Origin of the sequence: Candidatus Albibeggiatoa sp. nov. BB20, assembly GCA_016744725.1 — a bacterium.
Classification (GTDB): Bacteria; Pseudomonadota; Gammaproteobacteria; order Beggiatoales; family Beggiatoaceae; genus Albibeggiatoa.
This window is the reverse complement of sequence record JADGDW010000112.1, coordinates 1-16,152: the sequence shown is the minus strand read 5'-3', so window position 1 is coordinate 16,152 and position 16,152 is coordinate 1. Positions and strand designations below refer to the sequence as shown.

Below are 16,152 nucleotides of genomic sequence, written 5' to 3'. Positions count from 1 at the left end.
AGCTTGTTGTGCCGCTTCATTCGCATAAACCGTTATACTGCTTACGAGTAATAAAGCACTTAAAATTAGAGATTTAAACATATTTTTTTCCTGTTTAGTAAAGAATTAATCATGAGCCTTTTTAGCAAATTTCGCCATAATCGCGGTTTGTTTGGTCAAAGCACCATCAACCCATTTTGGCAATAACATATTAAGCCGCATAAAAAAGCTTTCTGGTTGTCCCAGTGTGACTTCTTGTTTATCGCGTTCAATGGCTCGAATAATTTGGGCAACCACGGTTTCAGGTTCATCAATATTAGTTTTGGTCGCTTTATGTACTTCAACCAAAATACCACCATTCATCGCCGTTTTAATCGCCCGCGGTGCAATATATAACACTTTGATGCCATTGGCTTTAAGTTCGCGGCGCAACGATTCTGAAAAGCCACGCAAGGCAAATTTACTGCTGCAATAAGTGGTGTAATATGGAAAGCCTAAACCACCAAATACTGAACCAATATTGACAATTGAACCGCTGTTTTGCTTCAACATCATTGGCAATAAAGCGTGAGTTAATAACATTGGCGTGGTTAGATTCACTTTTAATATTTGCTGAATATTATCAGGTGTTTGCTGGGTAAATTCGCCAAAATACATTTTTCCCGCATTATTTAACAAAATATCTAAACCGCCCCATTTTTCCTCAACTTGTTGTTGTACCGTTTGAATTGCATTCTGTTGATTTAAATCTGCAACAATCGAAAAACACTGTTTTGAATCAAGCTGTTGCTGCAACTGTGTCAAACGTTCAGCATTACGCCCAACCAACGCTAATTTCGCGCCTTTTTTGACCAATTCCACTGCCAATAATTGCCCGATTCCGCCTGTTGCACCTGTTAAAACAATGCGTTTATTGTGTAATTCCATATTGCTGACCTATTGTTCTGAAAATATTACCATACAAGGTATACATGACATTTGCACAGTGAATCACGGCTTTTTTATCCGCGTCAGTATCTAAACGGTTCATCAACTTTTCAAAAAATGACATGTGTTCTATATCAATCGCCCCGTGAGAGCTTAAATAAGAAAAGGCTGCGGTGGGTAAATTAAGGTTTTTTTGTATATTTTCAGCACCTTGTGTCGCCGTCGCAGTGCTAGTACCTTCTAACACAAGCACCATGCCGAAAAAGCAGATTGGATTAATCCGTGCAATCGAATCATAAGCATAAGCCACCATCACTTCGGTTGCTAAACTGGGTTGAGCTGTACGCACTGCCTCCGCATCACCACCACAAGCTTTAATGTCATTTAAAATCCATTGCTCATGACCTTTTTCCTCTTCAATGTATTGGGTAATTGGCTGTTGCATCCAATATAAATGCTCAGGCAAGCGGCTGCCACACGCCATCAGTAAAGGCACAGTGTGTTTAACGTGATGATAAGCTTGAGTTAAAAATGCCAGATAAATATCTAAATTAATTTGTCCTGCGACACCCGCCTGTAAAATCGGAATTTGATACAAAGATTGGCGAGCGGATTCAGTTTGAGTTTGTAATTCTTCAAAAAATGGCATGGCGGAATTTCCTTTTTTAAATCGAATTAATTAACAATACACTTGCTCAATCGCAGCTTGATAAACTTTGAGAATTTCAGCCCGACGCAGACGACCTGTTGCGGTGAGCTGTCCATTGTCTGGTAAAAATGGGGCTTGAGCAGGGATGATTTTTTTTACTTGGGCATAATCAGGCAAGCTTTGATTAGCGGTTTGAATTGCTTGTTGGATTGCATCTAAACTCACATCTGCACTGGCTGGAACAATGACCGCGACGTTAAACGGTTTCGCTTCACCAAATACAAATGCTTGAGCAATCGCAGGCTGCAAAGTCAATTCCGCTTCCACCCATTCTGGTGCAACGTTACGTCCAAATCCTGTGATAAAACAATTTTTCTTACGCCCTGTAAGGTATAAAAATCCCTCATCATCCAAATAACCTAAATCACCTGTTGGCAAATAATCATTATCTAATTCAAAATCTTGCTGTAAATAACCTTGTGCGACAGAGCCTTTGACTAAAATTTCACCATCTTTGTTAAACCGCAATTCAATATGCTCTAATGGTTTGCCGACACTGCCGATTTTATGGGCATCAATGGTATTTAACGCGACCACTGAGGCGGATTCTGACAAGCCATAGCCTTCAAATACAGGTAATCCACAATCATGAGCGCGTTGCAATAATTGTTTGGAAACGGGTGCGCCACCAACGGCTAAAAAGCGTAATGCTAGTTTTGGTAAGCCTTTTTGTTCAACCGCTTCAACCATTGCTTGTAACATTTGCGGTAATACAATCGCAGTCGTGGCTTGAAATTGCTCTAAACTACGGAATAATTGCAGCACGTCCAATTGAGTTGAACCTTGTAAACCGACTGTTTTGAGGCTTGGAACGCAGCAGCAAGCACCAATCAATAATGAGCTGTAAATCCCCACAATATTTTCCAATAACAATGACAGCGGTAATAAGCACAAATGGCGGTCTTGCGAGCTGGCGTGTGTGGCTTGGATTAAGCTGTGGCTGACTTTTGCCATGGTTTCAATATTTAAACAAACCCCTTTGGCTTGCCCTGTTGTACCTGATGTATAAGTGATTTTTGCAGTTGTTTTATCTAAGGTATTATCAATTAAATGTGGCAGTTGCACATAATGTAAACCAAAGCTCAAGCTATATTGTTGTTGGCTAATCGCTGCAAAAGCCTGCCCTTGTTCTGCTTGTCCGACAAGGATGGCATCAATCCCCGCATTTTGAATCACATGTTGAATTTGTTGTGCGGTAAAAAAATGTGGTAAGGGAATCACAGGCATATTTAATACTTGTGCAGCCAAATCAGTGATAACCCATTGCATCCCATTGTCTAACAACACACCGATAGCGGATGGGTTTAACTTGCTCATCTCATCAGCCAACTGCTGCACTTGATGATGTAATTCTGCATAACTCAGCGTTTGCTTACCATCATCTAGCGCGGATGCGTTTGGTGTGTGCTGGGCAAAATGTTGTAGTGAATTTATAAAGAAGGACATATTTTCCCTGAGCCTATTGCTTGATACCAAAGTTGGTTGAATGGGTTTGCTTTAGCGACTTGAGTTAGCTGCTTAAATTTTTGATAACTTTCGGTAATATTCCCAGCCACAACGAGAGGCGATTTTTCATAATAACGCCCCCAAATTCTTTGTTCATTAAAGGTTAAAACTTGCTTTTGGGCAATAGTTAAAGTGCTCAACTGCAGGCCTTGACGACAAAAACTATGATGCAGTTTGGGAATGAGCGTTGAAATTGCCCATTGATAATGTTGTTGATATAAATAAGCATTCACTTGCAGAAATAACCATTGCATGGCTTTAGTATTGACCGAAGCAAGATTGCCAATTTCTACAATTTGTTGGCGCTTGATCTCTTGATTGAACCGTTGAGTGAGTACGGTTTCTGCAGACTGCCCAAGATATTTCTCTAAATATAAGTGGGCATCGTCTGCCACACGAACACCTAGTGCTGCTAACAAACGTCCAGATTGTTGATGACGTACCGCAATCAGCATTGGCATGAAAGATTGGATATTGGCATCGTAATTTTTAGCGAAACAAGCATGAATGAATTCCTCTATTTCCATTCTCTGCTCATCGCTCTGTGAACTCATACAGAGCTGCAAGGAGTGTGGCATGAGTGAAAACCTCTCTAAAAAGTTGCTAACAACAGTGATCAGTACAAGCGAAAGACATGATTTAAAAATGTAAGCTTATCTGGCTTTCAAGCATATCGTGCTCATTCAATGCGTTACTGGACCTGATCTTTTGCTGCTTGATATTATGATTGATTATAGAGAGCTAAGCTTAATTAATGCTTAAGAAAGGCTTCATAAATGCGTTTGAATGTGGGAAAGTATTACTGGATTGGAAAAATAAATTGGTATAAAGAATGTTTTACATTAACCCTCTTTCATTCAATGAGATGCCTAAGCCATCACCCACGATGAAATGATCTAAAACCCGAATGTCAATTAAATCCAAGGCTTGTTTGAGGTGTTGTGTAATAACAATATCATCTTGGCTGGGTTCAGCAACGCCAGAGGGATGATTGTGAGCAAAAATAATTGCGGCTGCATTGTGATGTAAAGCCCGTTTCACCACTTCACGCGGATAAACACTGGCACCATCAATTGTACCGTAGAATAATTCTTCATATTTGATAATACGGTGTTTATTATCTAAAAACAGACAAGCAAACACTTCATGCTGGCGGCCACTAAGTTCTGTTAGTAAATAATTGCGCGTATCTTCAGGATTGGTTAAAGCATTACCGCGTTGCAAACATTGACCTAAATAGCGTTTGCTCAGTTCGACACTGGCTTGTAATTGCACATATTTAGCCGCACCAAGCCCTTTAGCTTCACAAAAACGATGTTGATTCGCTCCAAGCATACTACGTAAATCACCAAACTCGTTGAGCAAATCTTGGGCTAAATCTAAAGCACTTTTGCCTTTAACTCCTGTGCGTAGAAAAATTGCTAATAATTCTGCATCAGTGAGGGCTTTTGCACCTCGTTGCAGTAGTTTTTCACGCGGTCGAGTTTCTTCTGCCCAGTCTTTGATTGACATGATTAGTAACGTGTATAACTCATCTGTCGGCACACAAATGAACCATCACAGATAAATATGAGTAATAAAATCCCAATCACAGATAATAAAATATCAAAAATCGGTAAGAAACCAAGCAATTGTGCAGCGTTGTAATGTTCAAAATAGTAGGCAACCCAACTCCCGACTAAAGAGGTGATATAGATAGGGATATAAGAAAAGAAAGATAAGGCCAATATCAGTGTGATCATACTGTCTTGTGCGCCAGGTATCATTGACATGATATATAGCGTAGCAATAATTAATACTGGCAACGGAATCAAAAACAAAGTAAACACGATATTCGTGACAATAACGCGCCGTTTAATTACCGCAGGGTCAATAACAGATTTATCCATAATCTTATTAAATAGGGTCTAGCATTGCGCTTAAGTATATAGCACAATTATGTAAGATACATTAAATTATCAAAATTATGTCTGAATACCATTTTAATTGGCCACCTGATGCAAATTTAGTCTATTTACAGCGTCGAGCAGAGTTGTATCAAAAGATTCGTCAATTTTTTGCTGAACGGGACGTTTTAGAAGTCGAAACCCCTATTTTATCGCAAGCGGCTGTGCCAGAACCCAGTATTGAGCCGTTAATTACTGAATTATATGGACAAACTTTATATTTACAAACTTCGCCAGAATTGCCTATGAAGCGTTTATTGGCGGCGGGCAGTGGTGCTATTTTCCAAATTTGCAAAGTCTTTCGTGATGATGAGTTGGGCAGTTGGCACAATCCAGAGTTTTCATTATTAGAATGGTATCGACCTGATTTTAACCAAGAAGATTTAATTCAAGAAGTCAGTGATTTTTTGCAATTTATTTTAGAATGTCCACCCGCAAAAATAACCACTTACGAGCAAGTATTTGGCACTTATTTGTCGATTCATCCATTACAGTGTGAATTAGCTGAATTACAGCAATTGGTTGAAAAATTTGGTTTGAATGATATTCAGCAGTTTGATAGAGATACTTGTTTGCAATTGTTAATGTCGTATGAAATTGAGCCACGTTTGCCACAAGATTGTCCTATTGTCATTAAAGATTTTCCCGCCTCACAAGCCGCCTTAGCCCGTAAAAAAACTGATAATCCACAATGGGCTGCCCGTTTTGAGTTTTATTTTAAAGGGATTGAGTTAGCCAATGGTTTTGATGAATTAACAGATTCGATTGAGCAACGACAACGCTTTGAACAAGATTTAACCAAACGGGCGAAGCAGGGTCAACCGATTTTACCGCTGGATGAGTATTTTCTAGCGGCATTGGATGCGGGTTTACCCGATTGTGCGGGTGTGGCTTTGGGTGTGGATCGGTTGTTAATGTTATGCTTGGATGTGGATAAGATTCAAGATATATTGAGTTTTTCAATCAAACGTTGCTAAAAAGGTGGAAATCTATCCACCTCAGCGGATTATTCTTTAGCCCGTGACAAATATTCACCTGTTCTGGTGTCAATTTTCAACAAGTCATCACCATTAACGAACAATGGCACACGCACGACTGCACCGGTTTCTAAAGTTGCAGGTTTGCTACCACCTGATGAAGTATCACCGCGTAAACCGGGGTCAGTCTCAGTGACTGAAAGTACCACGAAGTTAGGTGCAGCAACGGATAAAGGCTCACCATTCCATAAGGTAACGGTACATATTTCTTGGCCTTTTAACCATTTAAGTGCCTCACCCATCGCATTTTCATCTGCTGAATATTGCTCAAAAGTTTCTGGGTGCATGAAATAGTAAAATTCGCCATCGCTGTATGAATATTCTAGATCGATTTCAACAACATCTGCACCGTCAACGCTTTCGCCTGATCTAAAGGTTTTTTCTAAAACCCGTCCTGTTTTTAAGTTACGAAATTTTACCCTACTGAATGCTTGGCCTTTACCCGGTTTTACAAATTCATTTTCAACAATTGAACAAGGGTCGCCATCCAACATGATTTTTAAGCCAGATTTAAATTCGTTGGTACTGAATGTCGCCATTTATAATTTCCTTAGACAGGTGAAACAGTAATGATAACTAAATTATGAATCTTGAGCAAAAGTAGATTCATTGTTATTGGAATTGTTGTGTGTTTTGAGCAAAGCAGCTTATTATGAGAGGCTATCGTTAAAAAGTGATATGCGAGTGGTGAAACCGCTGGGCGTATTGAGTATAAAAGGAGATCACATGGAAAAAATCGGATTTGTTGGTTTAGGCATTATGGGCAACCCCATGGCGTTAAATCTTTGTAACGCGGGTTATTCATTGGCAGTTTATGCGCGTCGTAGTGAGATGATGCAGCCATTGACCGCTGTTGGCGCGATGGGTTGTGATTCGCCGCAAGCGGTTGCTGAACAAAGTGATATTATTTTTACTATGGTGTCTGATACCAGTGATGTGGAGCAGGTGATTTTAGGTGAAAATGGCATTATTCACGGCGCGAAAGCAGGCAGTTTAGTGATTGATATGAGCAGTATTGCTGCTTTGGCAACCCGAAAAATTGCTGAAACCTTGGGTGAGAAAGGTATTGAGATGTTGGACGCACCTGTTTCTGGTGGTGATAAAGGGGCGATTGCGGGTACTTTGTCGATTATGGTGGGTGGTAAAACCGCGCAATTTGAACGTGCTAAGCCGTTATTTGATGTGATGGGTGGCAATGTTGTGCATATTGGCGACAATGGTGCGGGACAAGTGGCAAAAACCTGTAATCAGGTGTTAGTCTCTCAGACGATTGCAGCGGTTGCTGAGGCATTGATTTTAGCTAAAGCGGCGGGTGTTGATCCTGCTAATGTGCGTCAAGCATTATTGGGTGGTTTTGCGGGTAGTAAGATTTTAGAAATTCACGGTCAGCGGATGTTAGATCATGATTTTGAGCCAGGGTTTAAAGCTAAGTTGCATCAGAAAGATATTAAAATTGCGTTGCAAACTGCACATGATTTGGGTGTGGCATTACCAGGGACTGCATTATCTGCACAATATCTGAATGCCTTAATGGGTACAGGACAAGGTGAGTTGGATTCTGCGGCGATGGTATTGGCTTTGGAAACGTTGTCGGATGTGAAGTTGAAGTAGTGCTTTTCTAAAATTGAGTAAGATTAAACAGATTTAAAGATTTTCAGGATTAAAACCAATTATTTGCCATCATTCTCAAAAATCCCTACAATCAAAATCCTGTCTATCCATCAATCCATTACATCCTGTTCTGAACAAGATTAAACAGATTTAAAGATTTTCAGGATTAAAACCAATTATTTGCCATCATTCTCAAAAATATCTATAATCAAAATCCTGTCCATCCATCAATCCGTTACATCCTGTTCTGAACAAGATTAAACAGGTTTAAGGATATTCAGGATTAAAACCAATTATTTGCCATCATTCTCAAAAATATCTACAATCAAAATCCTGTCAATCCATCAATCCGTTACATCCTGTTCTGAACAAGATTAAACAGATTTAAAGATTTTCAGGATTAAAACCAATTATTTGCCATCATTCTCAAAAATATCTACAATCAAAATCCTGTCCATCCATCAATCCGTTACATCCTGTTCAAAAACACAAGAAGCCACCACCATGACCGACCTAGACATCATTAAACAAATAGAACAAGACATTGGTCAAGGTTTAGAAATATCTTATTTAGAATATCTTGGTTCTTTTGCAAAACGAAACCATTATGCAGTGGACGAAAACCAAAATGTTGTAGGCTTGGACTTTAGCGCAAACGGTATTTCTTATATTCCAAGCATTATTTTTTTATTGAAAAATCTATCAAAATTATTTTCAAATCACAATAAAATAAAAGAAATTCCTCCAGAAATAGGTCAGTTAAAAAAATTAATTGAATTATCATTTGTAAATAATCAAATTACAGATTTACCAAAAGAGTTAAAGCAATTACAAAATCTAAATACATTATCTTTAGAAGAAAATCACCTGAAAGAGCTACCTGTATGGCTAGGAGAAATGACTAGCCTAAAGGAACTATCCTTGCGTTCAAATGAAATTAGCTTTTTACCAAAAGAAATACTAAATTTAAATTTAGACATTAGATGGTCATATTCTACATTTGACAATGGCATTGCAATCAAAGATAACCCCCTAACCTCCCCGCCGCCTGAAGTCATCAAACAAGGGCGACAAGCGATAATTGATTATTTCAATGCTTTAGAAAATGAAGCAGAAAAACCGCTGAATGAAATCAAAATATTGTTAGTCGGTGATGGCGGTGTCGGCAAAACCTCTTTAGTAAAAAGACTGCTTAATCAAAACTTTAACCCCAATGAAGAAAAAACCCACGGCATCAATATCAAACCATTTAAGATTCAAATTCAAAAAGAGACCCAAGTTAAAGCCAACTTATGGGACTTTGGCGGACAACAAATCATGCACGCCACCCATCAATTTTTCCTATCTAAACGCAGCCTGTATATTCTCGTGCTCGACAGCCGTGAAGAAGAAGACCCCGAATATTGGCTCAAACACATTGAAAGCTTTGGCGGCGACTCCCCCATTTTAATCGTACTCAACAAAATAGACGACAATCCCAGCTTTGAAGTCAACCGACCGTTTTTAATCGAAAAATACCAAGGCATTCACAGTTTTCACCGTATTTCCTGCAAAAAAGCAAGGGGTATTAAAACCCTACAAAAAGCATTATCCAATGCCCTGTGCAAAGTGGGAATACTACAAACCCAATGGCCTGCAAGCTGGTTTAAAATTAAACAAGACCTAGAAAACTTGCAAAATCACTATATTTCACATGATTATTACCAAAAACTATGTGAAGAACACAAAATCACCAATACAGCCCAAAAAACCCTTGTTAACTATTTGCATGACTTAGGCGTGATTGTCCATTTCGATAAATTCGACCTTCAAGAAACCTATGTACTCGAACCCAAATGGGTCACAGAAGCGGTTTACAAAATCATCAACTCAGAACAACTAGCAGAAAATAAAGGCATTCTAAAATTAAACTGCCTCAACGAAATTCTGCAACTTATCGATCAAAATGACTACCGCTATCCACTTGAAAAACAACCGTATATCATCCGTTTAATGGAAGAATTTGAACTGTGTTACCGAATTGACAAACAAGAACGTATTTTAATCCCAGATTTGCTTGCTGTTGCTGAACCCGAATTCGGCTTTAAATTTGATTATCATACCGCGCTAAAATTCAAACTTGAATACGACTTTTTGCCGCGCTCCATCATGCCAAAATTCATGGTCAAACGCCATAAAGACATTTTAAATCAACTACATTGGCGCACAGGTGTGGTATTACATAACCAAAACTACCAAGCCACCGCCATCATCAAAGCCGACAATAAAGATGCACATATTCAAATTTGGGTCACAGGACAACAAAAACGCGACTACTTTTCCACCATTCGCAACACACTATGGGAAATTCATGATTCATTTGAAAAAATTCCAGTAAATGAACAAATACCGTTACCAGACAAAGACCACAAAGGAAACACTATTTATGTTGAATATCAGGAGCTTATCGGTCACTATCTCGATAATGAAGAAACCTACTATAATGGAAAATTACGCAAAAGATACAATGTAAAACAAATTTTAGATGGCATTGAAGACGAAAACATGACCAAACAACAATCACAAAAAACAACCCATATCACAGTCCACGCGGACACCGTATCCAATATAAACGCTGATATTGAAAACAGCACCATCACCCAAAACTCACCGCCAAAAGAAACGGTGACCAGTAAAAAAGAACCAGCTCCCAAACATTGGTATGAGAAATGGGGAATTTTTGCGGCTATTCTCAGCGCAGTGACATTGGCATTAGTCAATATGGAAAAAATCTGGGCAATGATTCTAAAAATCCTATAAAAACTCGCGATTTTATCCTGAACTCAATAAAAAGGATTTGCCAAAAAAATCAACCAACACACTGACATTTTCCCTAATATTTCGTTTATTATTACGCCTTACTTACAGAAAATCTTCAAAAGTAGAATCATCATGTTAACCCCAAAACGTTTAAATACCAGCGCAGAAAACTTTGAAGCCGAATTAAAACAACTGCTTGATTGGCAATCCGTCTCAGATGAAGGCGTTGTAAATACCGTTAAAGAAATCTTAAATGCGGTGCGTACCCAAGGTGATGTTGCTTTATTAAACTACACTCAAAAATTTGATGGATTACAAGCGCAAACAGCTAGCGAATTAAAAGTAAGCTCTGAAAGAATGCAACAAGCTTTAGATCGTTTAGACTCAAAACAACGTGAAGCATTAGAAAAAGCAGCTGCTAGAGTTAGGAGCTACCATGAACATCAAAAACAAGATTCTTGGCAATATGAAGAAGCCGATGGCACAATCTTAGGCCAACAAGTCACCGCATTAGATAAAGTGGGGCTATACGTTCCCGGCGGCAAAGCGGCTTATCCTTCATCAGTATTAATGAACGCAATTCCTGCAAAAGTGGCGGGGGTGGAAAATATCGTGATGGTTGTACCTGCGCCAAAAGGTGATTTAAATGATATGGTGTTGGCGGCGGCGATGATTGCAGGCGTTGACCAAGTGTTTACCATTGGTGGTGCACAAGCGGTAGCTGCATTGACTTATGGTACAGAAACCGTGCCACGAGTTGATAAAATTGTAGGACCAGGCAATATCTATGTTGCGACGGCAAAAAGTTTAGTTTTCGGTACAGTTGGGATTGACATGATTGCAGGCCCTTCCGAGATTTTAGTGATATGTGATGGCAAAACCAATCCTGATTGGATCGCAATGGATTTATTCTCTCAAGCCGAACATGATGAACAAGCCCAATCTATATTGCTATGTCCTGATGCCGATTTTATTGACTCTGTTCAAGCCAGTATGGATAAATTGCTTGCTGAAATGCCACGGGCGGAAATTATCAAAACCTCGATTAATGAACGGGCTGCGTTGATTCAAGTTCAAGATTTAGAAGATGCGATTCAAGTTGCCAATATGATTGCACCTGAGCATTTAGAATTATCGGTTGATGACCCACAAACGTGGGCAAAAAAAGTCCGTCACGCTGGGGCTATTTTCATGGGACGCTACACTGCTGAAGCATTAGGCGATTATTGTGCAGGGCCAAATCATGTTTTACCAACGTCACAAACAGCAAGATTCTCTTCACCGTTAGGCGTATATGACTTTCAAAAACGTTCGTCTTTGATTATGTGTTCAGATGAAGGGGCGCATGTTTTAGGACAAACTGCGTCTGTGCTTGCACACGGGGAAGGCTTAACCGCTCACGCTCGTTCGGCGGAATACCGGATTAAATCATAATACGTTAAAAGCGGGACTACTGGAGAAAGCAGCTTCAGTAGTCTTTACTAATGCTTTTAAATATAACAACTTAAGCAGCTTTACTTTTTGCATATTTACGGCGGAATTTATCAACACGACCCGCAGTATCAATAATTTTTTGTTGACCTGTATAAAAAGGATGGCATTCTGAACATACGTCAAGATGAACCCCTTTGCCAGCAGTTGAACGTGTTTTAAAGACGTTTCCGCAACTACAAGTTACTTCAATTTCTTCATATTTAGGATGAATTTTTGCTCGCATAGCACTAAAACCTTTGCACTTACCCATCGGAATGTTAAGCTATCAAATTCTAAAGAAAAACTGTTAAATTATCAAGTAGTTTGTGTCTTAGATGAGATAATCCTATTCTGACCAATCCTCTTTGGCTCTGTTTGTGTTCTTTTTAAACCGCGTCAGAGTTCAGTTATAGTCGTTTTACTTTAACAGTGATACAGGACTGGCAGTCCTAGACTTTAAAACTGATTGATATTTAGATAATAACAGGACTGCCAGTCCTAACGCCCAAAACGAAATTGACTATATTAAATTAATTATTAAATAAAAAGTATTAAAATACCGTTACTTATCCATCATTGTAGAATCATACAACGCTTGCATATCCGCATCTTTTGCAACAGGTGGCAATAACATTTCCCGACTGAGTTGACGTTTACTTTCCAATAAAGTATTCAAACGCACATCAAAACTGTGTTCTTTGTATTCTGGATGAATCGCTAGCGGATAATACACATGCACCACTTTTTTCTGCCCCAAACGATAGGCGCGACCCGTACATTGATCTTCCACCGCAGGATTCCACCAACGCGATAAATGAATCACATGATTAGCCGCCGTCAAAGTTAAACCCACACCACCCGCCAATGGAGAAATAATAAATACATCAAAGCCTTCTTTGCGCTGAAATTCATTCACCCGCGCCTGACGTTTCAAACCACTCACCGTGCCATTAATCAACATCGGATGCACCCCATAACGCCGCTCAATTAAAGCCATCATTTGACGTTGAATATGCTGAGATTCTAAGAAAATAAGCACTTTTTCCTGTTTTTTATGAATTTCTTCCAATAACTCAAAAGTTTTGGCAAAACGAGCGGATTGTTGAATATATTCCTCATCAATTTCTTTAACTTCCATTGGATGTACAGGATGCAATGAAATTGTCCGCAACTGATGTAACGCATCAAGCATTGCGCCGGGTTGGGTGCTTTCACGGGTTTCTTTAACCACTTCTGAATAACGTCGCTCTTGCATCGGAGGCATGGTTGGTTGCAACTTCTCAGGCAATAAATGAACTTGATTGGTTGGCAAACTGGTTAAATGGTCTTCCTTCATGCGCCGTAACATAATCGATGGTATTTTATTTTTGGTTTCCGTCAAGCGTGGTTTGAGTAATTTTAGATTATCAAGGTCTTTTTCATAAAATTGGCTAAAACTCTTCAAATCTCCTAAATAACCGGGGCTGGCAGTATCAATAATACACCACAAATCAGCCAGACGGTTTTCAATCGGTGTACCTGTCATCGCTAATACAAATTCAGTGTGCATCGCCTTCGCGGCTTCGGTCATCAATGTACCGGGGGTTTTGATTTTTTGTACTTCATCGAAAATAATCGCACAGAACTGTAATGCACCGAAACTATGCTGATAATCACGTAGTGTCTCGTAAGTCGCCAGAATCCAGTCCGCTTGTTGCAAACGTTCTTTATCCAATAATGGCACACCTTGCTCCACTTCTCGACCATCATTAACCCGCAATTCTTTCAACGATTTACCATACGCAGGCTGGCAGTCACCTAAACCGGGCATATTAAAATGGCGTTCATGTTCTTCTTGCCAGTTTTTTAGTAATCCCGTTGGCGCGACAATCAAAATCGGATTGGTTTCAATTTCATTTTCACGCATTCTCTCTTTGAGCCATACCATAAAAGCCAATGATTGCAAAGTTTTACCTAAACCCATATCATCCGCTAACAAAGCTCCTGCACTGCCACAACACCAATGTTGCTGCGCCCAATCCAAGCCTTCTACTTGATGTGGTTTCAATGAAGTTTCTAAAGCATCAGGCAGCCCTAATTTTGGTTTTTTACGCGATTTTAAGCTTTTGAAATAATGCAATTCTGTTAAGTTATCATCGATTTTTAAAGTGATTTTACTATTTTGCTCAATAATCGTATTTTGGGCTTTTTCATAAGGCGTTTGCCCTATCGATTGTCCACTGCCATCATGCGGCATCCATGATTCTGCTTGCTTTTGCACCCAAGGAATGACTTTTTGTTCCCATAAGCCAATTTCATTAACACGTTGTGAATATTCGCCTGTTTCGACAAAAAGGGCTTCTAATACATTGTCTTCAAAATGATCTTCTAAAGCTTTGCGTAAATAACTACGGGGATTTTTAACAAATTCTTTACGCTGTTTAGGTTTGGCTTTTTGCTGTTTATGCACCACGTCTAAGGCTTGATTTAAGGCCTCATCGACAACCACATACCAACCATCTTGCAACACATAACGCGATTTGGCTTGTTTGGATTGTTTAAACCTATCAGCAAAAATGCTTTGATTTTCAGTCGGTAATAAATTTTGTGCTGCTTGTTGGGATGCCTCACCATTGTCTACTTTGGGCGGCTTAATCAACACGGGATTGAAATCAATCTCACCTTCATTATTTTCTTGAATATCTAAGCTAAATGCAGTAGCGTGAACGACTTTGGTATTTTTTAAATAACCATGGGTTTGAATTGCTTGTGCAGATTCTTCAGGTAAAAAGTCACTTAATTTGCCCCAAGCCAGAAATCGGGCTTCTAAATTATCAGGTTGGGTTTGATTAAACTGATCCATGCCTTCGACTAAAGAATAATAAGGTTCAGCGATTCGGTAAAATTGTGAACCTGCTTTTAAAATCGCGCCTTGTCTTTGAGTGGATAAAAGCGGTTGTCCGTTTTGGCGTTGCCATTGATATTTAAAACTAAAATCGGGCTGGTCTAACGTGCCTTTATGATCAATATCTAAAATAAAAGGAATTGGACGCGGTAAGTTGAGCCAAGCGGCTTGAGTATTGGTGAGTTCAGCAATCCATTGTGGTTCTAGCAAAAAATGATACTCATCTTTCTGAGTTAAATGCTGTAATTCAGCTTCTTCCTGTAATTCCACTTCGCCTAATAAAAATGATGCGCCTGCAAAGGTTTGTTTATTGGCTAAATTAATCCATTTTGAAATCGCAACCGCTTGTTCTTGTTCAAGAAGATGGATATTGATTTGATTATCTTCAATTGCCCAGTTAAAAGTTTGAGTGGATTGGCTTTTAGTTGTTTTAGTATTTTTATTCTTTTTACGAAATAACATGAAAAATCTAGCTTCCTTGTTAGATTGGGGCGGCTGAGCCTCTATATTAACAGTTGATTATAGCGTCAAATTTAAATTTTAAGCCAAAATATACAGTTAGAAATATTAGCTTAATGGGATGCCAAAGAGTACAAGTCAATGATTTGTTCTGGATTTGATACTAAGAACACTATATTTTTATGAATTATTCGCGAATGTTACGCAAAATAATCAGGTTTTTTGGTATTTAATATAATTAATTTGTAACTCATTATGCAACAAAAAAATATTTAAGTTACAATAGTTATATTCACCCTTAAATAAAGAGAGATTGCTAATATGAAACAGTTGATTAGTCTTTTATTGATGTGTTTTGCGTTTAATGTTTATGCTGATGATTTACCTTTTTTAGAAACAGTTGAAGTGTATAAAGACTCTACAAGTAATAATGAAAATGCTTTTTTTATAGATAGCTCCCTTGCAAAAATACAAGGAGGAATTTTATCTGAGGATAGTTCTCTATTTCCAATTTTTGGAGAAATATATCCTGCGGGAGGAGGGCATACTGTTGTTTATCAATTTAAACCAGATACTCCTATGGAGTTGCGCTTTAACATCAAACCAGAGCTTGATGATATAGATAAGATTGCAAGAATTTTTATTCTTGCAACTTATACAAGCATGGAAAATATATTAGAGCTAATACGGATATCGAACTCCTTAGAAAATAATGATTTAGAATATCAAGCCAGTGAATTAGCATTTATACAAGATTATACAATAACGCCTACAGGAGTTATTCCCTTAAATAACAATAAGCTAAATGAGTCCCTTTACCCT

14 protein-coding genes are annotated in these 16,152 nt (G+C 38.7%); 5 read left to right on the top strand and 9 right to left on the bottom strand.

Going from position 1 to position 16,152, the window contains the following annotated elements; all coding sequences use genetic code 11:
- Positions 1-105: 105 nt before the first annotated feature.
- The 6 genes from ABXH34_RS12725 to ABXH34_RS12700 all read right to left on the bottom strand — a co-directional run bounded on the left by ABXH34_RS12725 (position 106) and on the right by ABXH34_RS12700 (position 5,010).
- Positions 106-906 carry an SDR family oxidoreductase gene (locus tag ABXH34_RS12725; RefSeq protein ID WP_353572264.1) on the bottom strand — a complete coding sequence of 267 codons (801 nt, stop codon included), beginning with the start codon at positions 904-906 and terminating at the stop codon, positions 106-108.
- Positions 890-1,555, bottom strand: coding sequence for an iron-containing redox enzyme family protein (locus ABXH34_RS12720; protein WP_353572263.1), 666 nt, complete (start codon positions 1,553-1,555; stop codon positions 890-892). The genes ABXH34_RS12725 and ABXH34_RS12720 overlap by 17 nt, the downstream gene beginning before the upstream one ends.
- A 30-nt stretch (positions 1,556-1,585) precedes the next feature.
- Positions 1,586-3,061 (bottom strand): AMP-binding protein, encoded by a 1,476-nt coding sequence (locus ABXH34_RS12715; RefSeq protein WP_353572262.1) that lies wholly within the window; start codon positions 3,059-3,061, stop codon positions 1,586-1,588.
- A complete protein-coding gene (locus ABXH34_RS12710; RefSeq protein WP_353572261.1) occupies positions 3,046-3,675 on the bottom strand; it encodes a thermostable hemolysin in 630 nt (209 codons plus the stop codon). The genes ABXH34_RS12715 and ABXH34_RS12710 overlap by 16 nt, the downstream gene beginning before the upstream one ends.
- 283 nt (positions 3,676-3,958) lie before the next feature.
- Positions 3,959-4,633 (bottom strand): RadC family protein, encoded by a 675-nt coding sequence (gene radC / locus ABXH34_RS12705; RefSeq protein ID WP_353572260.1) that lies wholly within the window; start codon positions 4,631-4,633, stop codon positions 3,959-3,961.
- 2 nt (positions 4,634-4,635) lie between these two features.
- A complete protein-coding gene (locus ABXH34_RS12700) occupies positions 4,636-5,010 on the bottom strand; it encodes a hypothetical protein (protein WP_353572259.1) in 375 nt (124 codons plus the stop codon).
- Positions 5,011-5,087: 77 nt separating this feature from the next.
- Here ABXH34_RS12700 and epmA point away from each other — a divergent pair, with 77 nt between their 5' ends.
- A complete protein-coding gene (epmA, locus tag ABXH34_RS12695; protein ID WP_353572258.1) occupies positions 5,088-6,044 on the top strand; it encodes an EF-P lysine aminoacylase EpmA in 957 nt (318 codons plus the stop codon).
- Between the two features lie 29 nt (positions 6,045-6,073).
- On the opposite strand, the gene efp is transcribed toward epmA, so the two are convergent.
- A complete protein-coding gene (gene efp, locus ABXH34_RS12690) occupies positions 6,074-6,643 on the bottom strand; it encodes an elongation factor P (RefSeq protein WP_353572257.1) in 570 nt (189 codons plus the stop codon).
- Between the two features lie 187 nt (positions 6,644-6,830).
- Here efp and ABXH34_RS12685 point away from each other — a divergent pair, with 187 nt between their 5' ends.
- The 3 genes from ABXH34_RS12685 to hisD all read left to right on the top strand — a co-directional run bounded on the left by ABXH34_RS12685 (position 6,831) and on the right by hisD (position 11,948).
- Positions 6,831-7,715, top strand: coding sequence for a 2-hydroxy-3-oxopropionate reductase (locus ABXH34_RS12685; protein ID WP_353572256.1), 885 nt, complete (start codon positions 6,831-6,833; stop codon positions 7,713-7,715).
- 504 nt (positions 7,716-8,219) lie between these two features.
- The gene (locus ABXH34_RS12680; protein WP_353572255.1) at positions 8,220-10,514 is read left to right on the top strand and encodes a COR domain-containing protein; all 2,295 of its coding nucleotides are present in this window, start codon (positions 8,220-8,222) and stop codon (positions 10,512-10,514) included.
- Between the two features lie 132 nt (positions 10,515-10,646).
- The gene (gene hisD / locus ABXH34_RS12675) at positions 10,647-11,948 is read left to right on the top strand and encodes a histidinol dehydrogenase (RefSeq protein ID WP_353572254.1); all 1,302 of its coding nucleotides are present in this window, start codon (positions 10,647-10,649) and stop codon (positions 11,946-11,948) included.
- A 70-nt stretch (positions 11,949-12,018) separates the two neighbouring features.
- Here hisD and rpmE read toward each other — a convergent pair whose 3' ends face one another.
- Together rpmE and ABXH34_RS12665 are read right to left on the bottom strand one after the other, a co-directional pair.
- The gene (gene rpmE, locus ABXH34_RS12670) at positions 12,019-12,231 is read right to left on the bottom strand and encodes a 50S ribosomal protein L31 (protein ID WP_353572253.1); all 213 of its coding nucleotides are present in this window, start codon (positions 12,229-12,231) and stop codon (positions 12,019-12,021) included.
- Positions 12,232-12,549: 318 nt separating this feature from the next.
- The gene (locus ABXH34_RS12665; protein WP_353572252.1) at positions 12,550-15,333 is read right to left on the bottom strand and encodes a DEAD/DEAH box helicase; all 2,784 of its coding nucleotides are present in this window, start codon (positions 15,331-15,333) and stop codon (positions 12,550-12,552) included.
- Between the two features lie 318 nt (positions 15,334-15,651).
- On the opposite strand from ABXH34_RS12665, the gene ABXH34_RS12660 reads away from it, so the two are divergent.
- Positions 15,652-16,152 (top strand): hypothetical protein (locus ABXH34_RS12660; protein ID WP_353572251.1); only part of this gene is annotated, 501 nt, incomplete at its 3' end.

Excerpts from the sequence above, each read along its gene's own strand:
- hisD (WP_353572254.1), top strand. The coding sequence starts at position 10,647 with ATGTTAACCCCAAAACGTTTAAATACCAGCGCAGAAAACTTTGAAGCC.
- ABXH34_RS12720 (WP_353572263.1), bottom strand. The coding sequence starts at position 1,555 with ATGCCATTTTTTGAAGAATTACAAACTCAAACTGAATCCGCTCGCCAA.
- radC (WP_353572260.1), bottom strand. The coding sequence starts at position 4,633 with ATGTCAATCAAAGACTGGGCAGAAGAAACTCGACCGCGTGAAAAACTA.
- ABXH34_RS12680 (WP_353572255.1), top strand. The coding sequence starts at position 8,220 with ATGACCGACCTAGACATCATTAAACAAATAGAACAAGACATTGGTCAA.
- epmA (WP_353572258.1), top strand. The coding sequence starts at position 5,088 with ATGTCTGAATACCATTTTAATTGGCCACCTGATGCAAATTTAGTCTAT.
- ABXH34_RS12715 (WP_353572262.1), bottom strand. The coding sequence starts at position 3,061 with ATGTCCTTCTTTATAAATTCACTACAACATTTTGCCCAGCACACACCA.
- rpmE (WP_353572253.1), bottom strand. The coding sequence starts at position 12,231 with ATGCGAGCAAAAATTCATCCTAAATATGAAGAAATTGAAGTAACTTGT.
- ABXH34_RS12700 (WP_353572259.1), bottom strand. The coding sequence starts at position 5,010 with ATGGATAAATCTGTTATTGACCCTGCGGTAATTAAACGGCGCGTTATT.
- efp (WP_353572257.1), bottom strand. The coding sequence starts at position 6,643 with ATGGCGACATTCAGTACCAACGAATTTAAATCTGGCTTAAAAATCATG.
- ABXH34_RS12685 (WP_353572256.1), top strand. The coding sequence starts at position 6,831 with ATGGAAAAAATCGGATTTGTTGGTTTAGGCATTATGGGCAACCCCATG.
- ABXH34_RS12725 (WP_353572264.1), bottom strand. The coding sequence starts at position 906 with ATGGAATTACACAATAAACGCATTGTTTTAACAGGTGCAACAGGCGGA.
- ABXH34_RS12710 (WP_353572261.1), bottom strand. The coding sequence starts at position 3,675 with ATGAGTTCACAGAGCGATGAGCAGAGAATGGAAATAGAGGAATTCATT.
- ABXH34_RS12665 (WP_353572252.1), bottom strand. The coding sequence starts at position 15,333 with ATGTTATTTCGTAAAAAGAATAAAAATACTAAAACAACTAAAAGCCAA.